Origin of the sequence: Haloarcula sp. K1, from assembly GCF_001647155.1 — an archaeon.
Lineage (GTDB): Archaea > Halobacteriota > Halobacteria > Halobacteriales > Haloarculaceae > Haloarcula > Haloarcula hispanica.
In genome coordinates, this window is record NZ_LRHL01000023.1 from 161,957 (window position 1) to 182,485 (window position 20,529).

Annotated in this window: 24 protein-coding genes; 12 read left to right on the top strand and 12 right to left on the bottom strand. The window is 64.6% G+C overall.

What is annotated here, in order from left to right; genetic code table 11:
- Positions 1 to 59 precede the first annotated feature (59 nt).
- Positions 60 to 191, bottom strand: coding sequence for a hypothetical protein (locus AV929_RS22780; RefSeq protein ID WP_255359471.1), 132 nt, complete (start codon positions 189 to 191; stop codon positions 60 to 62).
- Positions 192 to 603: 412 nt separating this feature from the next.
- Between AV929_RS22780 and AV929_RS08280 the strand changes: the two genes are divergently transcribed.
- The 4 genes from AV929_RS08280 (at position 604) to AV929_RS08295 (ending at position 4,270) form a co-directional block, all read left to right on the top strand.
- Positions 604 to 1,548 carry a response regulator gene (locus tag AV929_RS08280; protein ID WP_064287970.1) on the top strand — a complete coding sequence of 315 codons (945 nt, stop codon included), beginning with the start codon at positions 604 to 606 and terminating at the stop codon, positions 1,546 to 1,548.
- Positions 1,549 to 1,634: 86 nt separating this feature from the next.
- Positions 1,635 to 2,579 (top strand): rhomboid family intramembrane serine protease, encoded by a 945-nt coding sequence (locus AV929_RS08285; RefSeq protein ID WP_050037963.1) that lies wholly within the window; start codon positions 1,635 to 1,637, stop codon positions 2,577 to 2,579.
- A 2-nt stretch (positions 2,580 to 2,581) separates the two neighbouring features.
- Complete coding sequence (locus AV929_RS08290; RefSeq protein ID WP_174878658.1) at positions 2,582 to 3,403, top strand: endonuclease V; 822 nt, start codon at positions 2,582 to 2,584, stop codon at positions 3,401 to 3,403.
- Between the two features lie 42 nt (positions 3,404 to 3,445).
- Complete coding sequence (locus AV929_RS08295) at positions 3,446 to 4,270, top strand: SDR family oxidoreductase (protein WP_014040198.1); 825 nt, start codon at positions 3,446 to 3,448, stop codon at positions 4,268 to 4,270.
- 32 nt (positions 4,271 to 4,302) lie between these two features.
- Here the strand turns inward: AV929_RS08295 and AV929_RS08300 are convergent, their stop codons facing one another.
- From AV929_RS08300 to mct, 6 genes are all read right to left on the bottom strand, one after another.
- The gene (locus AV929_RS08300) at positions 4,303 to 5,391 is read right to left on the bottom strand and encodes a TRC40/GET3/ArsA family transport-energizing ATPase (protein ID WP_064287971.1); all 1,089 of its coding nucleotides are present in this window, start codon (positions 5,389 to 5,391) and stop codon (positions 4,303 to 4,305) included.
- A 51-nt stretch (positions 5,392 to 5,442) separates the two neighbouring features.
- Positions 5,443 to 5,604, bottom strand: coding sequence for a hypothetical protein (locus tag AV929_RS22295; protein ID WP_004516852.1), 162 nt, complete (start codon positions 5,602 to 5,604; stop codon positions 5,443 to 5,445).
- 75 nt (positions 5,605 to 5,679) lie between these two features.
- Positions 5,680 to 8,127, bottom strand: coding sequence for an ATP-dependent DNA helicase (locus AV929_RS08305; protein WP_064287972.1), 2,448 nt, complete (start codon positions 8,125 to 8,127; stop codon positions 5,680 to 5,682).
- Between the two features lie 146 nt (positions 8,128 to 8,273).
- Positions 8,274 to 8,834, bottom strand: coding sequence for a TATA-box-binding protein (locus AV929_RS08310; RefSeq protein WP_004516850.1), 561 nt, complete (start codon positions 8,832 to 8,834; stop codon positions 8,274 to 8,276).
- 202 nt (positions 8,835 to 9,036) lie between these two features.
- On the bottom strand, positions 9,037 to 9,477 hold the full coding sequence (locus AV929_RS08315; RefSeq protein ID WP_064287973.1) for a TRAM domain-containing protein: 441 nt from the start codon (positions 9,475 to 9,477) through the stop codon (positions 9,037 to 9,039).
- Between the two features lie 70 nt (positions 9,478 to 9,547).
- Positions 9,548 to 10,738, bottom strand: a complete 1,191-nt coding sequence (gene mct / locus AV929_RS08320) for a succinyl-CoA:mesaconate CoA-transferase (protein ID WP_050007304.1) — start codon at positions 10,736 to 10,738, stop codon at positions 9,548 to 9,550.
- Between the two features lie 121 nt (positions 10,739 to 10,859).
- On the opposite strand from mct, the gene glmS reads away from it, so the two are divergent.
- Genes glmS through citE form a run of 5 tightly spaced genes read left to right on the top strand, consistent with a single transcriptional unit; the run spans position 10,860 to position 16,130 of the window.
- Positions 10,860 to 11,300, top strand: a complete 441-nt coding sequence (glmS, locus tag AV929_RS08325; RefSeq protein ID WP_064287974.1) for a methylaspartate mutase subunit S — start codon at positions 10,860 to 10,862, stop codon at positions 11,298 to 11,300.
- 2 nt (positions 11,301 to 11,302) lie between these two features.
- Positions 11,303 to 12,766 carry a methylaspartate mutase subunit E gene (locus tag AV929_RS08330; protein ID WP_064287975.1) on the top strand — a complete coding sequence of 488 codons (1,464 nt, stop codon included), beginning with the start codon at positions 11,303 to 11,305 and terminating at the stop codon, positions 12,764 to 12,766.
- Positions 12,756 to 14,024 (top strand): methylaspartate ammonia-lyase, encoded by a 1,269-nt coding sequence (locus AV929_RS08335; RefSeq protein ID WP_064287976.1) that lies wholly within the window; start codon positions 12,756 to 12,758, stop codon positions 14,022 to 14,024. The genes AV929_RS08330 and AV929_RS08335 overlap by 11 nt, the downstream gene beginning before the upstream one ends.
- Positions 14,017 to 15,093 (top strand): 2-methylfumaryl-CoA hydratase, encoded by a 1,077-nt coding sequence (gene mch / locus AV929_RS08340; RefSeq protein ID WP_064287977.1) that lies wholly within the window; start codon positions 14,017 to 14,019, stop codon positions 15,091 to 15,093. Before AV929_RS08335 ends, mch begins: the two co-directional genes overlap by 8 nt.
- A complete protein-coding gene (gene citE, locus AV929_RS08345) occupies positions 15,090 to 16,130 on the top strand; it encodes an L-malyl-CoA/beta-methylmalyl-CoA lyase (protein WP_064287978.1) in 1,041 nt (346 codons plus the stop codon). Before mch ends, citE begins: the two co-directional genes overlap by 4 nt.
- A gap of 15 nt (positions 16,131 to 16,145) precedes the next feature.
- Here citE and AV929_RS08350 read toward each other — a convergent pair whose 3' ends face one another.
- The gene (locus tag AV929_RS08350; RefSeq protein WP_064287979.1) at positions 16,146 to 17,264 is read right to left on the bottom strand and encodes a pyridoxal phosphate-dependent aminotransferase; all 1,119 of its coding nucleotides are present in this window, start codon (positions 17,262 to 17,264) and stop codon (positions 16,146 to 16,148) included.
- Between the two features lie 38 nt (positions 17,265 to 17,302).
- Positions 17,303 to 17,446 (bottom strand): hypothetical protein, encoded by a 144-nt coding sequence (locus tag AV929_RS22300; RefSeq protein WP_004961837.1) that lies wholly within the window; start codon positions 17,444 to 17,446, stop codon positions 17,303 to 17,305.
- A gap of 79 nt (positions 17,447 to 17,525) precedes the next feature.
- On the opposite strand from AV929_RS22300, the gene AV929_RS08355 reads away from it, so the two are divergent.
- Both AV929_RS08355 and AV929_RS08360 read left to right on the top strand, forming a co-directional pair.
- Positions 17,526 to 18,035 (top strand): CinA family protein, encoded by a 510-nt coding sequence (locus tag AV929_RS08355; RefSeq protein WP_014040208.1) that lies wholly within the window; start codon positions 17,526 to 17,528, stop codon positions 18,033 to 18,035.
- A gap of 36 nt (positions 18,036 to 18,071) precedes the next feature.
- Complete coding sequence (locus AV929_RS08360; protein ID WP_064287980.1) at positions 18,072 to 18,578, top strand: metal-dependent hydrolase; 507 nt, start codon at positions 18,072 to 18,074, stop codon at positions 18,576 to 18,578.
- On the opposite strand, the gene AV929_RS08365 is transcribed toward AV929_RS08360, so the two are convergent.
- Positions 18,575 to 19,336 carry a PHP-associated domain-containing protein gene (locus AV929_RS08365; RefSeq protein ID WP_064287981.1) on the bottom strand — a complete coding sequence of 254 codons (762 nt, stop codon included), beginning with the start codon at positions 19,334 to 19,336 and terminating at the stop codon, positions 18,575 to 18,577. The genes AV929_RS08360 and AV929_RS08365 overlap by 4 nt on opposite strands.
- Before the next feature lie 115 nt (positions 19,337 to 19,451).
- Between AV929_RS08365 and AV929_RS08370 the strand changes: the two genes are divergently transcribed.
- The gene (locus tag AV929_RS08370; protein ID WP_004516837.1) at positions 19,452 to 19,751 is read left to right on the top strand and encodes a hypothetical protein; all 300 of its coding nucleotides are present in this window, start codon (positions 19,452 to 19,454) and stop codon (positions 19,749 to 19,751) included.
- Between the two features lie 126 nt (positions 19,752 to 19,877).
- Here AV929_RS08370 and AV929_RS08375 read toward each other — a convergent pair whose 3' ends face one another.
- Together AV929_RS08375 and AV929_RS08380 are read right to left on the bottom strand one after the other, a co-directional pair.
- On the bottom strand, positions 19,878 to 20,315 hold the full coding sequence (locus AV929_RS08375; RefSeq protein ID WP_004516836.1) for a transcription elongation factor Spt5: 438 nt from the start codon (positions 20,313 to 20,315) through the stop codon (positions 19,878 to 19,880).
- Between the two features lie 4 nt (positions 20,316 to 20,319).
- Positions 20,320 to 20,499, bottom strand: coding sequence for a protein translocase SEC61 complex subunit gamma (locus AV929_RS08380; RefSeq protein ID WP_004592944.1), 180 nt, complete (start codon positions 20,497 to 20,499; stop codon positions 20,320 to 20,322).
- Positions 20,500 to 20,529 lie beyond the last annotated feature (30 nt).

A 20,529-nucleotide genomic window follows, 5' to 3' on the forward strand; every position in this document is an offset into this window, starting at 1 on the left:
TGCTTCGTAGTTTGTATTGTAACACAGAGACTACTGCGCTGTCTTAGGTAACTCTATTTTTATGGCCCAATGTACGTGCTATTATTAGCTGCTGCAGTCCCCGCCTGTGACAGTAGCATCAGGAGGGTGAACAGTGCGCCGGCCATTTTCGGGTGCTCTGCGAGGTATTCGCGCATGGTAGTATCGGACATGATACGATTTTGATGTAGGTGGGGCAATAATTAAATTTATCTGAAGTGTACCTACATATTATATATTGTATTAAGTATAGAATTAAAAGATAAATCCACAAATCAACACAGACAGCACTTATATCGCCCGTCTAGCGATCAAATAGCACGGACGGGTCGAACGTTCTCAAGAAGGCCCACAGCGATACACCCCATCAGTAGCGTTTAGTAGACTGGTATGTAACTACGGCCAGGATTAGGTATTGATGCCTAGATGGAACTCGCCTGACTATTATTTGAAATATATACGTCCTGCTGGCTCGCTTCGGGGACCAGACGTGGTGGGATCGGGGTATAGAACAATCACTACCAGCCTGACTGGATGGCTGATTGCGTTCGTCTTCTGTAGTATCGACAGCACCGGGGAAAAAAGATGACCTCTGAGGAGGAGTGGCGGCTCGGAGACAAGATAGTGGAACTCTCCAGCGAGGCCATCAGTGGAAGTCGCCGCGCGACGACGCGTCACACACCGCTTCTCCGGACCGAATCAGCGGATCAACACGACGAAATGCAGACAGAGGTACCGATTCCGCTGGCGAAAGTCGAGCAGTCCCAGCAGTGTACCGTGTTGCACGTCGACGACGATCCACAGGTGGGTGAACTGGTCGAGGTGTATCTCGAACGCATCAACGACGACTTCGACGTCGTGACGAAGACCAGCGCCGTCGCCGCGCTCGATTTCCTCCGGACCGAGCAGGTCGACTGTATCGTCAGCGACTACGACATGCCAAACACCGACGGGCTGGAGTTTCTGGAACTCATCCGCGAGCAGTACCCGGACATCCCGTTCATTCTGTTCACCGGCAAAGGGAGCGAGGAGATCGCGAGCGAGGCCATCGCGTCGGGCGTGACGGACTACATGCAGAAGGGAGGCCGGTCAGATACGTACGACGTCCTCGCCAACCGAATCGAAAATGCTGTCGAGCAACACCGCACCGAACAGCGGTTCTGGAACGCCCTCTCGTGGTATCAACGGCTCGTCGAACAGGAGCTCGCGGGTGTCTGTATCATTCAGGACGGGACGTTCGTCTACGTGAACCAGAAGCTGGCCGACATTTTCGGCTACGACCAGAGTGAACTCATCGACGAATCACCGACTATACTCACTCCAGAGGGCGACGAAAGCCGATTCCCCGGCGCACTCCGAACGGCAGAGTCAAACGAGCTTGATACGTTCCATTCGGAATTTGCGGGGCAACAGGCCGACGGCGAAACGCGCACCATTGAGGTGTCCGGCGGGTCAATCGAGTACGACGGCGAACCGGCGTGGATCGGCGTGCTCCGGGACGCTGAAAGCAACCCTGACATCGGCGAATAAGCCGCTGCGTCGCGAAACCCGTCACAGACTGACAGCCGACAGTATAAGCACAATCCCTTTCCACCGCCCACTCCTACCGTAGGACAATGTCGGAGTGCGATGCCTGTGGAAAGCAGGAGAACATGCCGTACCAGTGTGGGCACTGTGGCGGGACCTACTGTGCGGAACACAGACTGCCCGAGGCCCACGATTGCCCCGGACTGGATAACTGGAGCGATCCGGGCGGCGTGTTCGACAGCGGGTTCGACGAGAGTGTAAACACTGGCCAGACCTCCGGGGGCGGCGGCGTCGCCGACCGGCTCGGTATCGACACCGGACCCGGCGGGCCGCTGGCGTACTTCCGGGGGAACGTCACGTACCTGTTCCTGGCGATCATGGGTATCGTATTCATCCTCGAACACGTCGTCATCCTTTCCCTCGGTCGCGAAGCCTTCCAGACGCTGTTCGTCCTCCATCCGAACAATCCAGAGTACGTCTGGACCTGGGTCACGTCGGTGTTCTCACACGCCCCCTTCGGATTCTATCACATCTTCGGAAACGGGATTATCATCTACTTCTTCGGCCGACTCGTCGAGCAGCAGATCGGGTCGAAGAAGTTCGCGATTTTCTTCCTCGTGTCCGGCGCGCTGGCTGGCCTCGGACAGATCGCAATTCAGACCGTGCAGGGAACGTCCGCCGGCGTCCTCGGAGCCAGCGGTGCGGCGCTAGCTATCATGGCGTTCCTGACCGTCCTGAAGCCTGATCTCCGCGTGTACCTGTACTTCTTGATCCCGGTCCCGATCTGGGCGATCACCGGCTTCTACTTCCTGTTGAGCATCTTCGGGTCGCTCAATCCGATGGGGGCCGGCCTGCTCGGCGGGAACGTCGCCCACCTCGCCCACCTCATCGGCCTCGTCATCGGCCTCTGGTACGGCCAGAAAATCAAGGGGCAGACCCGGATGCCCGGCCAGATTCAGTTCGGCGGTGGCGGCGGCCCAGGCGGCCCCGGTGGCCCGGGCGGTCCCGGCGGTCCGGGCCGGCGTCGTCCGTGACGATGGACCCAGTTCGCCCCGATTTCATCCCCGACCCGTCGCTATCTCAGGCGGAGATGGAGGCGCTGCAACGCGACATTGCCGAGGTCGCGCGGTTCGAGGACGACCTGGATGTCTCGCCAGCGGCCATCGCGTCCGCTGGGGATGCACCGGACGACGACCAGACGACGCTGAGCGCCAGCACCGACGACACAACGAACCCGCCGCTCGTCGCCGGCGTCGACCAGGCGTTCGTCGACGACAGAGCCGTCTCGGCTATCGTCGTACTACGGAACGGCGAGGTCATCGAGCGGGTCAGCGCCGTCGAGCGAACCGAGATTCCATACATTCCCGGCCTGCTGTCGTTCCGCGAAGGCGGCGCAATCCTGGCCGCGTTCGCGGAGTTGGAGGCCGATCCGGACGTGGTACTCGTCGACGGCAGCGGTCGAATCCACTTTCGGGAGGCCGGCCTGGCGACACACATCGGCATCACACTGGACGTACCGACCGTCGGTGTCGCCAAGAGCCTCCTCTGTGGCGCGCCGGAGCAGTCCCTCGACGAGACGTACCCGGAAGGGACGCGGATTCCGATTGCAGCCGACGACAGCGTCGAGACCTGTCCCGACGGGACGGTCATCGGCCACGCACTCCAGACGCGGCAGTACGACTCGCCGAACCGGTATATCAATCCACTTATCGTCAGCCCCGGCCATCGCGTCAGCGCAAGTACGGCGGCGGACATCGTCGAAGCCACCGCCGACGGCTACAAGCTCCCCGAGCCGACCCGGGTGGCCGACAGCTACGCCGACGAGGCAAAGGCAGCCGTGAATAATCCGTCCGAATAACCGACAGTATAACTTCCCGGGGTGTGTTCTCCCGGCCAACACATGGCGAAGACGGTGCTGATTACGGGTGCGTCCTCGGGTATCGGGCGGGCGAGTGCCGAGGCGTTCCTGGCCGACGACTGGACTGTCTGGGCGACCGCCCGCGAGGAATCGGACATCGAAGACCTCGGCGAAGACGGCTGTGAGACTGCCGAACTCGACGTGACGAACCCGCGCGAATGCGAGCGGGTCGTTGAGTCGCTCATCGAGGCCGAGGGACGGCTCGACTGCCTGGTGAACAACGCCGGCTACCCGCAGTTCGGCGCGGTCGAGGACGTGTCGACGGCGGCGCTCCACGAACAGTTCGACGTGAACCTCTACGGCCCGCACCGACTCATCCGCGAAGCGCTCCCACACATGCGTGCCCGGGAGAACGGGACCATCGTCAACGTCTCCAGCGTCGCAGGCCGTATCGCGTTCCCGAATCAGGGTGGCTACGCCGCTTCGAAGTTCGCCCTGGAGGGGCTCAGCGACGCGCTCCGGATGGAGGTCGAGGAGTTCGGCATCGACGTGGTGCTCGTCGAACCCGGACCGGTGGAGACCAACTTCGACGACCGCGCCGAGGAAGAACTCGACGAGCTCGACAAGTCCGGCGCGTACGACTGGCTGTACCAGGCCCACGAGGATTCGAACCTCGTCGGCATCCAGGACGCGCTGTCGGTCACGCCCGGCACGGTCGCGCTGACTATCCGTGACGCCGCCAGCGCCAGCGACCCCGAGCCGCGGTATCCCGTCGGTCAGGGCGCACAACTGCTTCTCATGCTCGATTACCTGCCGGCGCGGTGGCGCGACGCGGCCTTTGGCGTCATCCGGAAACTGACGAGTTAAGCAACGACTGCCGCCCGATACACCAATCCGTCTCAGTCCAGACAGGCCGCCACAACCGACAGCAACCGCTCGCCGCGCACTTCCTCGGCGAACAGCGGGACGCGGCGCACATCGTGGCCGCGGAACATGTCCTGTGACCGGGCCAGCGCGTCCTGCTGGACCTGCCAGCGCCGGGCACAGAACTCGCAGTCGGCGTGGTTCGGGCCGGCGATGTCTACGTCCTCGCCGAGCACTTCGCTCGGGTCCTGCATCACCCGGTTGACGACGACGGTGCTGACGGGAATGTTGAACTCGCCGAGCTGGGCGAGCAGTCGCTCGGACTCGACGACTGAGAGTTCTTCGGGCACCATCACGATGCGGAAATCCGTCTTTTGCGGGTCCTGTAGAATCCCCCGGAGGTGCTCTATTCGGTCCGAAAGCTCCTGCAGGTCCTCGATGCCGGCCTCGGCGTCGACGTCCTGATCGTCGCCGAACATGCCGGTGAGGTTGTCCATCATCCCCGAAAATCGCTCGCGGAGCTGGAGGATCTTCCCAACCATCGAATCCATCGTCTCGGGGAGTTCCAGCAGTCGGAGCGTGTGACCGGTCGGGGCGGTGTCGATGACGACGCGGTCGAAGCGGTCGTCGTCGACGTAATCCAGCAGGAGGCGAAGGGCCGCGGCTTCGTCGGCCCCGGGCATCGACCCGCCGAGGAGTCCCTCCTCGCCACCGATGGGGTCCTCGCCCTGGCCTGCGCCTGCTGCGCCGCCTGCGCCACCGCCGAACATGCCGTCGCCGCCGAGCAGTTCGCCCACGCCGCCGAGTGCGTCCTCTTCGACGCCGAGCGGCCCTTCACCGACGGCGGCCTCCGGATCGATTTCTGCGGCGTACAGCGGGATGTCCTCGCGGATGCGCGTCGGTGTTGCCGGGATATCTGCCTCCAGCGTGTCCGACAAGGAGTGGGCGGGGTCCGTAGAGACGACGAGCGTCGCCGTGTCGTCGCGCGCGGAGGCCAGCGCGGTGGCCGCGGCACACGTCGTCTTGCCGACCCCGCCTTTCCCGCCGTAGAGGACGTACTCCGCCGCGTCGATTCCCGCGGGTGCGTCGATGTCGTCGACCGCCTCGACGTCGAGTTCGCTCATGCCAGAAGCTACGCTCGTCCGGCCTTGAGTACTTCCCGAAAAGGAGTTGTCCTACTGCCTCGAGGAACGCGCTTCGCGGACATCCGCGCCGTCCCGGAGTTTGTCCTCGCAGTTCGGACAGACCCGGGGGCCATGGCCTTCGACGGCTTCTGGTGTAAAAACCCGTACGTACTGCTCGGTTACGAACTCGCCGCAGTTCTGACACTCGGGCATCTATAGGTACACTCGTTCCACGATGTAAATGCTTTCCGCTGACAACGAAATCTTCCGGTTAATCAACAGGCGGCACTACTGGTGGTCGGCCCAGAACGAACCCAGTTGGCTCGCGAGGAAATCGGGTGTCATCCGGGTGAACTCCTCGCGCTCGCCAGCGGGCAGGTACTGATACACCGAATGGCGCGCGTCCGACGTGTATCGGCGGCCGACTAGCGCCCGCACGCCGACCTCGTCGACACCGCGGATGACGCGACCGATGGCCTGGCGCGCGCGCCGCACGGCCGGCACTGTCAGGGCGTACTCGAAGGCGTTGTCCTCGCCGAAGGCGTCGCCGTATGCTCGCTGGACACCCCGGACGCGGGGCGACCCGATATTCACCAGCGGGATGCCCACGACGGCACAGGTCGATAGCTTCTCGCCGTCGTAGTCGACACCCTCCGTCAGCGTTCCGCGCGTCGACGTGACCATGACTTTCCCGTCGCCGCTGAAGAACTCGCGTTTCAGCCGCTCGGTCTCCTCGTTGCTCGATGACTCGTCCACGAGGACCGACTTCTCGACGGCCGCTTGCAGGTACGCGCCGGCCCATCGGGCCTCCCGGTAGTTCGGCATCGCTATCATCACATTTCCGGGTGAGCGACCCAGCGCGCGCAGCGCCTGGGCGTACTCATCACGCGTCGGGTTCCAGCTGTCACCGAGCGGCCGCATCGTCTCGGGATCGCCGCGGTTGCGCGCGGTAAACGGCGTCGCATCGACGAGATACGACGCCCGGTTCTCGGACGGGAACGGCAGATCGTACGTGGTCGTGCGGACCGGTCGTCCGTCGCCGGAATCCTCGTCGGGGGCCGTCGACCCCGTCTCGGCCATCGAGTCCAGCCCGGAAACGCGGGTGAACACGTCCAGCGGCTCCAGCGTCGCGCTCATCAGGATACCGCCCCCGAGGTCGTCGAAGACGTTCCGCAGGGCCGTCGCGGGCATGCAGTTGTAACACAGCAGGCCCGGCGTGTACACGGCCTGGTAGTCGGCGTCGAGGCTCTGCCCGTGATTGGGCGAGTGCTCCAGTTCGATCTCCCGGAGGAACGTCGCGTGGTCGCGCTCCCACCACTGCCCGGCCAGCACGCCGACGGCGGCACAGACCGGCTGGCGGGTCAGCCCGAGCTGGTCGATCGCGTCCTCGACGGCGGCCCCGACCTGGGACAGCGAGCGCCAGAGCGACCCGTCGTAGCCCTTGCGCTCGGCCCACTCGGTCAGTTCGTCCTGCTCGACCGTGTCGGGGTCCCGCAGCGGGATTTCGCGGTCGTGCTCCGGCAGGGTCGACGGGTCCGCACGCCACCCCTCGTGTTCGGCGTCGAGAAACGCCTCGACGCGGTCGTCGAGCCACCGCACGAGGTCATCGTAGAACTTCCGGGCCTGGTCGACTGCGTCCAGCGGGACCTCGCGGGCCGACAGTACCTCGCGGACCTGCGCCTTGTGGTCGGCGCTCTGCTGGGCGCGCTGGATGAGCGTCGTGCAGTCGTTGCGCGCCTGGACGAGCGTCTGGCGGCCCAGACGGTCCGACAGGAGGTCCCGCACGCGCTCTTCGAGCCGGTGGGCCTCGTCGACGATGACGAGCGTCTGGTCGTCGAGCACGTCCGACAGCAGGGGTCGAGAGCCCGGGTCGAACAGGTGGTTGTAGTTCCCGACGATCACGTCGGCCTCAGAAAGCATGACGCTCATGACCCGGTGCGGGCAGGTCCCGCGCTCCGTCGCCGCCGGGAGGTAATCGTCCATCGTTACGACGTGTTCCTCGCCGGCCGAGAAATCGACAGGCGACCCCTTGTTGCGGGCGTACCAATCGGCTTCGAACGGACAGTACAGCGGCGGGTCCGACCCGTCGGCCATCGACTCCGGGGCGGTCGGCTGGGCCTGTCGGTACGGCGAGTTCGCACCCGCTGTCGAGAGCGTGTTGTCGCCCAGCGTCGCCTGGTCGGCGGCGTCGGGACGCGCGACCGCGGCGAGGTCCTGGCCCTTCCGCGGGTCCCACCACTGGTCGTCGTCGGTCTCACCGGCGATTGCGGCGTCCGCGACGGCTGCGCCGTCCGAGCGCCCGTCGTCCTCGACCAGCCGCGCCGTCGCCTCCCTGAGGTCCTCACAGCGGTCGTGCGTGCTCACGTCGTCGGGGAACTGCCCTTCACGACCGTACGGGCAGAGGTCGCGCTTGCCGACCAGCGAGATACCGTCGAAGGGCTCCTCTATTCCAGCGTTGAGCGTCCGAAGGTCGTCGACGAACTGCTGGAGCTGCTGTTTGACCGGGGTGACGACGACCATCCGTTCGTACAAATCCGTATCGCGGACCAGCGTCGCGCCGGCGGTGAGCGCGGCCATCGTCTTGCCGGTCCCGCAGGGCCCCTCCATCGCGAGAAAGCCGCGCGCCTTGCCCGCCTCGATGGCTCGTTCGACGGCGTCAGCCTGGTTCTCGTATGGCTCGTCGAAGCCGAAGTACGTGCGCCAGGACTCCGTACCCGTCGAGGCGGGGTCTGCCATTGGGCCGGGATTAGTCGTCCCGGTATTTGAACCGCGGGGTTCGAGTCCATCGCCGTCGCTCCCGCTCTGTGTGAACAGTGTCGAGACCGCAATGAACGGAAAAACGGGCAGTGACTGACCGCCGGCCAGTCACTAGCACCGAGCCGTTAGTCCAGCAGGCCGAGATCGCTGAGTCGCTCGACGATAGTGTCGACGGCTTCCTCCGCGTCCTCCTTTCGCTTCCCGCCGGTGACGACGAGCTTCCCCGAACCGAACAGCAGCGCGACCACGTCGGGCTCGTCCAGTCGGTAGACGAGGCCCGGGAACTGCTCCGGCTCGTACTCGATGTTCTCGAGGCCGAGGCCGATTGCGATGGCGTTGAGGTTGAGCGAACTCCCGAGGTCCGCGGAACTGACGATGTTCTGGACGACGATTTCGGGGTCGTCGTCGACCTGGATGTTCAGGTCGCGGAGTTTGTCGAAGACGATACGCAGGCTCTGGTGGACGTCGTCCGTGGATTTCGCACCCGTGCAGACGATCTTGCCCGACCGGAAGATGAGCGCGGCGGATTTGGGGTCCTGTGTCCGATAGACGAGGCCCGGGAACTGCTCGGGGTCGTAGTCGGCTCCCTCCAGGTCCATCGCGACGCTCTCGAGGTCGAGTTCTTGTCCGATACCGGTCGAAGCAACGACATTTTCGATGTCAATGCTCTCTTTTGGGTCGACCATATAGTGTTTTAAATACCGGATTTAAATCATATAAACGTTTGTGATGCTGTGATTACTAGTCGTTCTTCGACCTCTACCGCGTCCGACAGATTCCATTCAAGTAGGGGCACGTCGGCCGAGCGACCCGCTATGACTGTTTCTTCCGGCCCTGTAAGGACTCCTGTCCGGCGGTCACTGGGCCGCTGAAAACGGAACTGTTCCGCTATACGGTCCGGCCGTCGTTGTCGACGACGCTCGCAAACGCCACGTTCTCTTGTACGGTCTCGATCTCGACGGTCGGCGAGTCGCCCGGTTCGCCGTCGGGGACGATGACGACGTAGCCCCGCTCGACCTTGGCGATGCCGTCGCCCTGGTCGCCCAGCGATTCGATGGTGACGTTTCGGATCTCGCCCTCGTCGACCGGCGGTTGCGGGACGCCGGTGTCGGCTCGCTCCGGGTCGGTATCCTGTGTGGGCGTCTGTGGCTGGGCTGTCGCCGACGAACCGGCATCGACCTGTGATAGCAGACCGACGCGGTAAGTCTCGCCCGGCGAAATCGCGCCGTGGGACACTTCGCTTTTCGGAATCTCGACAATATATCGGTCCCCGTCAGTCTCTACTCGCGCACTGAACAATGTACTGAGTGCATCTGGAACTTCGACCATAGCCTATTCTACGGCTCATGATAGATAATGGTCCTGCCCTGATGTGGTGAAAATTGCCGGCAGTTGGCGATCAGTCGTCGCTTTCGACGCGATTGGTGCCCGTACCGACCCCGGCCTCGTCAAGCAGTTCCGCCCTGTGCTCGTCTAGCAGCGGCGCGCGACCACCGGGCGAGGGCATGGTTTCGGTCATCTTTATCGGACTGCCGGCGATGGTTATCTGTTCGTCGGCGCCGGGCTGGTCGACATCGGTGAGCATCTCCCGGTCGTGGATGTGGGGGTCGTCGAAGATGTCGGCGGTGTTCTGGACCGGCGCGGCCGGCACGCGCCCTTCGAGCAGGTCGAGGAGCGTCTCCGAGTCGATGGTAGCCGTCCAGTCGGCGATTTCGCGGCGCAGGGACTCGCGGTTCGCGATCCGACTGCCGGCGTCGGGGTAGTCCGCGGCGAGGTCCGGACGCTCCATCGCCTCGCACAGCGTCTCCCAGTGGCCGTCGGCAAACGCCGCGATGACGACGTGGCCGTCGGCGGCCTCGAAGGAGTCGTACGGGAACAGCGTCGGGTGAGAGTTCCCCTGCCGGGTCGGCGACTCGCCGTCACAGGAGTACTGGTACACCGTTCGCTCACACAGCGACACCATCGAGTCGTACATCGCCGTATCGACGTACTGCCCCTCGCCAGTGCGTTCGCGGTGATGCACGGCCGCGAGGATACCGACGGCGTTCAGCACGGCAGTGAAGAGGTCGCCGACGCCGGGGCCGACCTTCGTCGGCGGGCCGTCCGACTGCCCCGTGATTTCCATGACCCCGCCCAGCGCCTGCGCGATGAGGTCGAACGAGGGCTGGCCCTGCCGGTGGGTTTCGCCCGTCCGCGGGTCGCCAAAGCCCCGGATGGAGGAGTAGATGAGGTCCGGGTTGTGTTCCCGCAGCGTCTCGTAGCCGCAGTCGAACTTCTCCATCGTGCCAGCCTTGAAGTTCTCGACCACCACGTCTGCGCGCTCGACGAGCGAGAGGAACGCCTCGCGGTCTTCGTCGGCCCCCAGATCGAGTTCGAGCGAGCGTTTCCCGCGATTGACGCTCTGGAAGTAGCCGCCGTAGGCTTCTTCGTCACCGTCGCTCACGAACGGCGGGTTCGACCTGATGAGGTCGCCGCCGGGGCGTTCGACCTTTACCACGTCCGCGCCCATGTCTGCGAGCAACATCGTACAGTACGGTCCGGCGAGGACCTGTGTCAGGTCGAGCACACGCAAGTCGTCAAGCGCACCCATGGGAAAACCACGACGGGGCGGCCGCATAAACCTTCTTGAATGTCCGTTATAAATTCCTTAAGGCCATATTATCATGAAAGACCATTAGGTTTATCACTACCCGCCGATGACGGGGTAGTACATGCCCCGGACCGTTATCCTCGGCGTGATTGGCTCCGACGCGCACGTCGTCGGCATCACGATTCTAGAGCAGGCGCTCTCGGCCGCTGGCTTCGAGGTCATCAACCTCGGCGTCCAGACGTCACAGGACGAGTTCGTCTCCGCCGCGAAATCTCACGACGCCGAGGCAGTACTGGTATCCTCCCTGTACGGGCACGCCCGTCAGGACTGTGAGGGGCTTCACGACGAGCTCGACGACGCCGGGCTCGACGTGCTCACCTACGTCGGCGGGAATCTCGCTGTCGGACAGTCCGACTTCGAGGAGACGCAGTCGACCTTCCGACAGATGGGTTTCGACCGCGTCTTCGACGCGGAGACGGACCCGGAGGAGGCAATCGAGATGCTCCGCGAAGACTTGCAGCTATCCACAACAGAGGCGGAGCAGATCAGGGTTGACGGGTGACTATGCCAACTGACGAGCGACTCAGCGACGACCAGCTACAGCGCATCGCAAACGAACTCAGGGACAACTGGCACACGGGCCGGGAAGTCGACTTCGAGGAGGCTATCGCCTTCCACGAGTCGCTGCCTGCCTCAAAGCAGTTCGCCACAGTGCTGGAGTCGGCTGACCAGCCCCTCCTCCAGCCGCGGGCGGGCGTTCCCTGTCTCGAAGAGCAGATCGACCTGCTGCGGTATCTGCAGGACGAGGGCGGGGCGGACCTCCTGCCGACGACTATCGACTCGTACACGCGCGACAACGAGTACGAGAAGGCTGAGGAGGGGCTCGCCGCCTCCCGCGGCAGCGACGAGAACGAACTGAACGGCTTCCCGGCGGTCAATCACGGCGTCGAGGACTGCCGGCGGCTCATACGGGCGCTGGACGCGCCGGTCGAGGTCCGGCACGGCACGCCTGACGCCCGGCTACTGGCGATGGTCACGCTCGCTGGCGGCTTCCAGAGCTTCGAGGGCGGGCCGATTTCATACAACATTCCGTACACGAAGCGGCACGACCTCGCGACGACTATCGAGCACTGGCAGTTCGTCGACCGGCTCTGTGGGGCCTACACCGAGCGTGGCGTGACAATCAACCGCGAACCGTTCGGCCCGCTGACGGGCACGCTCGTCCCACCGAGCATCGCCATCGCGGTGATGCTCGTCGAAGGCGAGCTTGCTGCGACACAGGGCGTCCGGTCGCTCACGCTGGGCTACGGGCAGGTCGGAAACCTCGTGCAGGACGTGGCGGCGCTGCGCGCCCTGCGGAAGCTCGGTAACGAGTACCTCCGCGACGAGGTGACCGTCACGACCGTCTTCCACGAGTGGATGGGCGGCTTCCCGCCGGACGAGGCCCGCGCTAACGGCGTCATCAGTCTCGGCGGCGCGACGGCAGCCGTCGCCCAGCCGGACAAAGTCATCACGAAGTCCGCCCAGGAGTTCCAGGGCGTGCCGACGAAGGAGGCCAACGCGGCCGGGTTGCGGACGACGAGACAGCTTATCGATATGATGATCGAACAGGATATCGACCTCGGGGGTATCGACGAGGAACAGGCGCTCATCGAACGGGAGACACGGGCGCTGATGGACGCTATCTACGAGGCCGGCGACGGCGACGTTGCACAGGGGGTCATCAACGCCTTCGACAGCGGCGCGCTGGACGTGCCCTTTGCGCCCAGCGACGCCGCCAAGGGCGCGGTGCTGCCGGCCAGAGACGACGACGGCCGGGTCCGCATCTTCGAGTTCGCGGACCTCGCGCTCCCGGACGACATCAAGGAGATCCACGCCGCGCGGCTCGGCGAGCGGGCCGAGACCGAAGGCCGCGACCAGTCGTTCCGGATGGTCGCCGACGACGTGGACGCTATCAGCGACGGGAAGCTCATCGGGCGTCCAACCGGCGACAACAGCCCCGCGGGAGGTGCCAGCGATGCGGATTGAAGACGTTCGAACGGTTCCGGGCCTCTCCGGGTTCTTCTTCGACGACCAGCGGGCCATCAAGGACGGGGCGACCCAGAGCGGGTTCGCCTACGACGGCCAGCCGGTCACAGACGGATTCGACCGCATCCGCGAGGCCGGCGAGGCGCTCATCGTGGAAATCGAACTCGCCGACGGCTCCATTGCGACAGGCGACTGCGCCGCAGTCCAGTACTCCGGGGCCGGCGGGCGCGACCCGCTGTTCAGGGCCGAGAAGTACCGCCCCGTCGTCGAGGGCCCGGTCGCCGACGCGCTCCGCGGCCAAGACGCGACGCAGTTCGGGGCCAACGCGACGATGCTTGAGGAGATGGACGCACAGCGGTCGGGCGGCGACCAGCTCCACACTGCGGTTCGGTACGGCGTCTCGCAGGCGCTGCTGAACGCCGCTGCGCAAGCGAAGGGCGTGACGCCGACGGACGTGCTCGCAGACACCTACGACACCGAGCCGGCGACCTCGCCGGTCCCGGTGTTCGGGCAATCGGGCGACGAGCGCCGCATCAACGCCGAAAAGATGCTCATCAAGGGCGTTCCGGTCCTGCCCCACGGCCTGTTCAACAGCGTCGAGAAGGTCGGGGAGAACGGCGAGGGGTTACGCGACTACCTCGCCTGGCTCTCCGACCGGGCCACCGCGCTCGGGCCGGAGCCGTACTCGCCGCGCTTCCACGTCGACGTGTACGGTATTCTAGGGAAGGTGTTCGGCCCGCCGTACGACCGGACCGAGGTGACGGACTACTTCGAGACGTTGCGGGAGGCCGCCGCACCGTACCCCCTTCAGGTCGAGGGGCCAATGGACGCTGGCGGCCGGCAGGCACAGATAACCGCGATGGCCGAACTCCGCGAGGGACTGGCCGACGCCGGCGTCGACGTGGATATCGTCGCCGACGAGTGGTGCAACACCTTCGAGGACGTGCAGGCGTTCGTCGACGCGGAAGCGGCCGACTTGGTCCAGATTAAGACGCCGGACCTCGGCGGCATCCAGCGCTCGGCCGAAGCGGTGCTGTACTGCGATGGCACGGACACCCGGGCCTACGTCGGCGGGACGTGCAACGAGACCGTGACTTCCGCGCGGGCCTGTGCCCACGTCGCACTGGCGACCGATGCCGCGCAGGTGCTGGCGAAACCGGGGATGGGCTTCGACGAGGGGTTCATGGTCGTCACGAACGAGATGCGGCGGGCGCTTGCCAGGCGGGACGCCGCGCGGGAGGTGCCGGCCGATGACTGACTGGACCGATCCCGACGCGCTGGACCTCTCGGACGGCGAGACGTTCGACTCGCTGCTTGACCGGGCCGATACCAGGGAGAAGGGCCACTTCTTCGAGTTCTTCGCGGAGGGCGACGAACTCGCTCACGACCCCGGCCTCCGACTCTCCCATCACGGCAGCGAGCAGTGGATGGGCCAGACGCTCAACCACGACCCGGCGTACTGGCGGGCCGACACCGCACAAGAGCGTGGCTTCGAGGAGCGCCCGGTTCACCCGGATTACCTGCTGGCGTGTGTGATGGGCATCACTGTTGAGGACCTCTCGGAGAAGGGCGGCTACTTCCTCGGCCGCGACGACGTGACGTTCCATCAGCCGGTGACGGCCGGGACGCCGCTGTCGGTCACTTCGACTGTCGTCGACACCAAGACATCGTCCTCCAGACCCCAGTACGGTATCGTCACCTGGGAAACGGAGGGCCGGGACCGCGAGACCGGTGAGACGCTGGTCTCCTACCGGCGGACGAACATGATTCCGCGACGCGAGCCAGCGGCCACTGACGGCGGAGCTGTCGGCGAACAGGACGAGGGCGGACCGGCGATACCTGACACCCTCATCTCGCCTGCCGGGGAGCGCTTCGATGACTTCCAGACGGCACTGGAACGGGCCAACGCGGAGAACGCTGCTGTCGCCTACCGCCACGAGCGCGGGCGGACGATGGACGACCAGCTCGTCGCCGGGCTGCCGCTGGCGACGCTCAACACCGCGCGCCAGCACCACAATCGCGACGAAATGGCCGACTCGCCGTCGGGCGACATCGTCGCGTACGGCGATGTGACACGCTCGGTTGCGCTGGCCCACGCCCGCTCCGACGAGGCGACCTACCGCGAGCGTCGCTTCGCTGACGAGCGGTTCCACGACTTCGTCACGCTGGGCGACACCGTCTACGGCTTCACCCGCGTCCTCGACTGCGACCCAGACGCCGGGCCGGAACGAGCCGGCGCGGTCACGTTCGAGCACGTCGCGTTCAACCAGGAGCAGACCCCGGTCTACTCTGGCCGGCGAACCGCACTCATCCAGCGACACCAATGACACGACTCTGCCGAACCTTCCAGACCGCACCGGCCGCGATACCGAACGACAACAGCGCGAAGTTCCTCGTCTCGGGGCTCACCAGCGAGGGGTTCCAGACCCCCGACTGGCTCGTCCCCGACATTGAGGACGGCACTGCGCCGTCGATGAAAGACGAAGCCGTCGACAACATAATCGAACACATCCCGGACCACGCCGACGACTTCGCCGGGGACATCCTCCCCCGTGTCGAATGGGCTTACGACGACGCCGACGCCCGCGAGCGCGGCATCGAGCAGGTGACCCGCCTCGCAGCTGAGGTCGGCGAGGAACTGGACGGCTTCGTCTTCCCGAAAACCGGCCGCCTCGACGACGTGCGCGACGCTGCGGGCGTCGTCGCCGACGCGGAGCGCGATGCCGGGCTCCCCGAAGGAACGCTGGAGATGGCGATTATTCTGGAGACGGCCCCCGGCCGCTCGGACCTTCGCGAGATCTGCCAGTACGCCACAGACACCCGGCTCTCCGGGCTCGTGTTCGGGCCGGTGGACTACACAGCGGAACTCGGCGGTCGCACGCTCGACGGCGAGCGGCCCCGCTGGGACGGCCTGCTCGAAGCCCTCTCAAACGAGACGAGCGCCGCTGACATCGTCGCCATCGGCGGCCCCTTCGACCAGTTGTTCCACGAGCGCGCCGGCGTTACCTACTACAACGCCGAGGGGTACGCCGACCAGGTGGAACACGAGGCGACCATCGGCATCGACGGCTCGTGGTCGCTGCACCCCAAGCAGACCGAGCAGGCGAATCGCATCCACATGCCGACGGTGGAGGAACTGGAGCGAGACCTCCACAAGATCGAGTCGTTCAACGAGGCCAAGCGCGAGGGGACCGGCGCAGTCGTCGTCGACGGCCAGATGGTCGACGAAGCGACCTACAAGAACTTCGCCAACACCGTCAAAACCGTCCGGGCTATCGACGAAACCCATCCCGCCCAGACCGAGGAGTACTACGACGACGACCTGCTGGCGCGGGCGAAAGACGTCGAACTGATCTTCGGCTAAGCCGGCAGTCGCTTTTTACTCGAAATAGTTCGCCAGCCGTTGGGCTGCCTCGTCCACCCGAGGCGTCACGAGTGCGAATCGTATCCAGTCACGCCGAGACTCGCCGAAGGCCTCGCCAGGCATCCCGGCGACGCCGGCTTCATCGATGAGTTCGTACACGTTCTCAAACGACCCGGGGAAGTCGGGGAACCGCGCCATCACGTAGAAGCCGCCGTCGGGGCGGTTGTACTCGGCCCCAGCCGCAGCCAGTGCGGCACAGAAGTCGTCGACGCGCCTTTCGAGTCGCCGTCGGCAGGCGGCGTAGTAGTCCGGACTCGTCGTCTTCAGCGCCCGCAGGACGGCGTACTGCGCTGGTCGGCTCCCGGTGACGTTCGTGAGCATATGCTGGGTGCGAGCGCGTTCCAGAAGTGCGCCGGTCGGGCCGTCCTCCGGCGGGAAGATTGCATAGCCGACCCGGAAGCCGGTGATCGCCATCGTTTTCGAGAGGGAGTTGGTGGCGACGACGTGGTCGGAGTCGGCGTGCAGCGCCGAACTGAACCGACCCGCGTAGTCGAAGTGGTCGTACACCTCGTCGCTGAGCAGCAGCGCGTCGTACTCCTCGGCGATGGCTGCGAACTCGGCCATCGCGTCGGCGTCGTACACCGCGCCGGTGGGGTTGTTCGGCGAATTGACGACGATGACGGCCGTCTCGTCGCTCGCGGCTGCCCGAACGTCCGCGGGGTCCAGTCGGTTGCGCTCGTCGACTGGGACGAAGGAGATGTCCGCGCCGACGAAGTTTGCCCGGCCGGCGTAGTAGGGGTAGACCGGGTCCGTCAGGAGAATCTCGTTTCCGTCGAAGTGGTGGAGTCCGCCGGTCATCGCGAGGTGGTTTGCCTCACCCGCGCCGTTCGTGATGAGGACTCGGTTCCGGTCCACCCCACGCCGAGCGGCGATTTCATCGCGGAGGGGCGTCAGCCCGACGCTGGGCGGATACTGGTAGTCGTCGGCCGGAGCCTCGGCGTAGTCTCTGAGCCCGTCCCGAAGCCCCTCGGGCGGGTCCCAGTCGGGGTTGCCCGACACCATGTCCACCACGTCCCGGTCGGCCCGGGCCGCATACTGCATGACCCGGAAGAACTGGGGTTCCGTGTAGTCCATACCCGGTCTCGGGCTGCCGGCCCCGTTTGCTTTTCTGTCTACTGGCGGATGTACAGCGTCAGTCCGCCGAGGACCAGCAACAGCATCCCCCACAGGAGGTCCGACCCCGGCAGGACCCAGAGGAATAGCGTCACGAGACCCGAGGTAACAAGTGACCAGCCAAGCGTCGTCTGATAGCTCATACACGCAGTTGTGTCTCCGAACTGAAAGTATTCCGGCCCGCCCTGAACGCTTATTCGCCCATCGCGACAACTACCGCTAATGACAGACGATACAGCGGACCCAGTCGAGAAGCGCGTCGGCAAGCGTCTCCGAGAAGCTGATGCCACAGTCGCTACCGCGGAGTCCTGTACCGGCGGCCTTGTCGGGTCGAAAATAACGGACATACCCGGTTCGAGCGACTACTTCGACCGCTCGCTGGTTACCTACTCCTACGAGGCCAAGCGAGAGCTGCTCGCCGTCTCGCGGGAATCGCTGGACGCCCACGGCGCAGTCTCAGAACCGGTCGCTGTCGAAATGGCTCAGGGCGCTCGTGATACCGCCAGGACAGACTGGGGCGTCGCCACGACTGGCGTGGCCGGGCCGAGCGGCGGCTCGTCGGAAACGCCCGTCGGGACGGTGTACATCGCCGTCGCCGAGGCCGCCCCGTGGGGGACCAACGAGTCCGGCGTGACAGTGTCCCGCTACGAGTTCGATGGCACCCGTCGCGAGGTCAAAGCGGCCATCGCGACACAGGCGCTCCGGGACCTGGAAACCGCCCTACAGGAGTAGTAAGCTCTTTCAGTTGGGACACAGACGGTCCGGTAGATGAACAAACGTGGGCACGTCCTGAACGCCGTCCTCCTGAGCATCGGACTGGGATACGTCCTTGACCCCTCGGGCGACGTGACGACATTCGCGACAATCACGGAAGTGTTCCTTCCCATCGTCTTGGGCGCACTGTTCCCCGATGTCGACACCGCCTTCGGCAAGCACCGCAAGACGCTGCACAACATCCCTGTCCTCGTGATCTTCCTGGCCCATCCGCTGTATCACGGCGGCAATCTCCAGTGGGTGTGGCTCGGCGTCCTCACCCACTACGTGCTGGACTACTTCGGTTCCCGCCGGGGCATCGCGCTGTTTTACCCCATCTCGGACAAAGAGTACGGGTCACCGACGGGTGTGACGACTTCCAGTGAGTATGCGGAGGTTGTCACCGTCGCGATTACCATCTTCGAACTGGCCGCGGTCGGGCTGTTGATACATGTGCTCCCACAGTACCTGCCGCCGTCGGTCCGTACCTTCGTCGTCGAGAACAGCGCGTTTCTGGTTTAGTACACTTTCACGTCGTCGAACCGACCGCTGTACGCGACGTGGTCCGGATGAGTCGGCTCGGTCCCCTGCAGCATCAGCCGGTCGAACTTTCCCCAGGTGTTTTCCAGCCCCAGATGCGCCCACTCGACTGCCCGGCGGATGTCGTGTGAGATGCCGTCGCGATGGAACAGCGACCGCTCCACGTCGTCTTTCAGCGCCGCACTGAGCGCCGCCACGTCCTCGAACGCCTCGGTAAAGGTCACGTACGCCTCGCCGACGGTACCACGGACGTGGGCATACGACGAGACGAACGGCTCGTGGCCGGTCTCCGACGTGAACGACTGCGCGCGGTCTCGGTGGTGGGACAACTGCTTGGGGTTGTACACTTCCAGCGCGTCGATGCTGTCGTCGTACGCTTCGATGTCGTCGAGTCCGAGGCTCACGTTGAGAAATCCGGGATGGGGGACAAGCACGGCTGCGTCCTGACGGTCCAGCTCTCGCATCGCGCCGTCGAAGGTAATGAAATCCGGGATCGGCTCTTCGAGTCCAATACCCAGTACGTGCCGGCGCTGTTGCCAGGTGCCAGTAAATATCTCTCTGGCTGGAAACACAGTCAGCTCTTCGTCGGAAAACGCCTCTGCTTGCCGCCGTATCTCCGGTAGCCGCGTGAAATGCGGCGCGTACACCAGCGCGTCGAGGCCACATGCCTTCGCGCGCTCGACGACCCCGTCGTCGAGCACTTTCACGTGGAGATCAACGGCGTACCCCTCGGGTTGCACGGTGAACGCTAACTCCGTACTGCCATTAGGGGTTTCCGTTTTGGCAGTCTGAGAGACAGACTTCTGACAGGTGGCAGCCAACGTTTTTAACCCCGCGTCGCCTGCCACTGAGCAAATGCCACGCTGGGAGTGCGACATCGAAGGGGACGACAGACAGTTCGACCGCGTCGAGGAGCTTATCATCCACCAGTCGGTTGAGCATGACCGCATCGAGTGCAAGGTCTGCGGTGCCGTCGTCCCCGACGGCTACTTCGCTATCAAGCACGCCTTCGACGAACACTCCCGCGCGGAGTACGTTCGCGCCTACGACGCCTCCGCCGCCGAGGTCCGCCGTCGTGAACAGATAAAAGAATCCGTTGAGGCCGCCGCCAACATGAGCGAGGTCATCGACCGATTGGAAGGCGGCGAAGCGTAGCAACTACCGCTGTTTTACGACGGTGCCTGACTTTGCTCGACAATGATTGCCAACTAGTCTGAAAACGCTTGATTGCTCCCTTGCGGGTCGCTACGCATCCGTTCGAATTGCACGAGACCCGTTCGCCTACCGCTCTTCGGAGTCGAGAACGCGAATCTGGTCGCCACGCACGGTGACCGGAATCGGGACCGTTGCCTCGTACAGTTCGACGGTGACCTGGTCCTTGCCCTCGTCGATGCGCTGGACCTGCGCCTTCTCGCCCTTGAACGGGCCGGCGATGAGTTCGACGATGTCGCCCTCCGCAATGCCTTCTACGTCCGGTTTCGGCGAGAGGAAGTGCTCGACTTCCGCCATCGAGGACTCCCCCTGCACGACGCCGTTGGCGTGGGGGATCTCGTCGAGGATGCGGTCGAAGACGTTGTGATCGTCCGCTTCGACCATCACGTAGCTCGTGAGCGAGTCCGGCGCGAGCGCGGCGTGGATCTCGTCTTCCTCGCGGGAGATGATCATGTCTGCGACGGTGCGTTCCTGGCTGGCCGTGGTTTTGACTGCGTAGATTCCCATCGGTTTACACCGGCTTGCTGCCAGGGATGAAGGTCATCACGGCGAAGATGATGAACCCGAGCAGTCCGACCAGCGCGATGCCCGCGCCGGCGATTTTCGCGATCTGGGAGAACTCCTCCCACGACGGCGTACTCGCCAATTTGAGTACGCGGATGTAGGAGGTGAGATCGTATGGAACGTCCATAGCGGGTCGTACCCACTGGTGGCTTTTCTA

What these genes read in the sequence shown, in the direction of transcription:
- AV929_RS22780 (WP_255359471.1), bottom strand. Translation starts at nt 191, where the DNA reads ATGTCCGATACTACCATGCGCGAATACCTCGCAGAGCACCCGAAAATG.
- AV929_RS08280 (WP_064287970.1), top strand. Translation starts at nt 604, where the DNA reads ATGACCTCTGAGGAGGAGTGGCGGCTCGGAGACAAGATAGTGGAACTC.
- AV929_RS08285 (WP_050037963.1), top strand. Translation starts at nt 1,635, where the DNA reads ATGTCGGAGTGCGATGCCTGTGGAAAGCAGGAGAACATGCCGTACCAG.
- AV929_RS08290 (WP_174878658.1), top strand. Translation starts at nt 2,582, where the DNA reads ATGGACCCAGTTCGCCCCGATTTCATCCCCGACCCGTCGCTATCTCAG.
- AV929_RS08295 (WP_014040198.1), top strand. Translation starts at nt 3,446, where the DNA reads ATGGCGAAGACGGTGCTGATTACGGGTGCGTCCTCGGGTATCGGGCGG.
- AV929_RS08300 (WP_064287971.1), bottom strand. Translation starts at nt 5,391, where the DNA reads ATGAGCGAACTCGACGTCGAGGCGGTCGACGACATCGACGCACCCGCG.
- AV929_RS22295 (WP_004516852.1), bottom strand. Translation starts at nt 5,604, where the DNA reads ATGCCCGAGTGTCAGAACTGCGGCGAGTTCGTAACCGAGCAGTACGTA.
- AV929_RS08305 (WP_064287972.1), bottom strand. Translation starts at nt 8,127, where the DNA reads ATGGCAGACCCCGCCTCGACGGGTACGGAGTCCTGGCGCACGTACTTC.
- AV929_RS08310 (WP_004516850.1), bottom strand. Translation starts at nt 8,834, where the DNA reads ATGGTCGACCCAAAAGAGAGCATTGACATCGAAAATGTCGTTGCTTCG.
- AV929_RS08315 (WP_064287973.1), bottom strand. Translation starts at nt 9,477, where the DNA reads ATGGTCGAAGTTCCAGATGCACTCAGTACATTGTTCAGTGCGCGAGTA.
- mct (WP_050007304.1), bottom strand. Translation starts at nt 10,738, where the DNA reads ATGGGTGCGCTTGACGACTTGCGTGTGCTCGACCTGACACAGGTCCTC.
- glmS (WP_064287974.1), top strand. Translation starts at nt 10,860, where the DNA reads ATGCCCCGGACCGTTATCCTCGGCGTGATTGGCTCCGACGCGCACGTC.
- AV929_RS08330 (WP_064287975.1), top strand. Translation starts at nt 11,303, where the DNA reads ATGCCAACTGACGAGCGACTCAGCGACGACCAGCTACAGCGCATCGCA.
- AV929_RS08335 (WP_064287976.1), top strand. Translation starts at nt 12,756, where the DNA reads ATGCGGATTGAAGACGTTCGAACGGTTCCGGGCCTCTCCGGGTTCTTC.
- mch (WP_064287977.1), top strand. Translation starts at nt 14,017, where the DNA reads ATGACTGACTGGACCGATCCCGACGCGCTGGACCTCTCGGACGGCGAG.
- citE (WP_064287978.1), top strand. Translation starts at nt 15,090, where the DNA reads ATGACACGACTCTGCCGAACCTTCCAGACCGCACCGGCCGCGATACCG.
- AV929_RS08350 (WP_064287979.1), bottom strand. Translation starts at nt 17,264, where the DNA reads ATGGACTACACGGAACCCCAGTTCTTCCGGGTCATGCAGTATGCGGCC.
- AV929_RS22300 (WP_004961837.1), bottom strand. Translation starts at nt 17,446, where the DNA reads ATGAGCTATCAGACGACGCTTGGCTGGTCACTTGTTACCTCGGGTCTC.
- AV929_RS08355 (WP_014040208.1), top strand. Translation starts at nt 17,526, where the DNA reads ATGACAGACGATACAGCGGACCCAGTCGAGAAGCGCGTCGGCAAGCGT.
- AV929_RS08360 (WP_064287980.1), top strand. Translation starts at nt 18,072, where the DNA reads ATGAACAAACGTGGGCACGTCCTGAACGCCGTCCTCCTGAGCATCGGA.
- AV929_RS08370 (WP_004516837.1), top strand. Translation starts at nt 19,452, where the DNA reads ATGCCACGCTGGGAGTGCGACATCGAAGGGGACGACAGACAGTTCGAC.
- AV929_RS08375 (WP_004516836.1), bottom strand. Translation starts at nt 20,315, where the DNA reads ATGGGAATCTACGCAGTCAAAACCACGGCCAGCCAGGAACGCACCGTC.
- AV929_RS08380 (WP_004592944.1), bottom strand. Translation starts at nt 20,499, where the DNA reads ATGGACGTTCCATACGATCTCACCTCCTACATCCGCGTACTCAAATTG.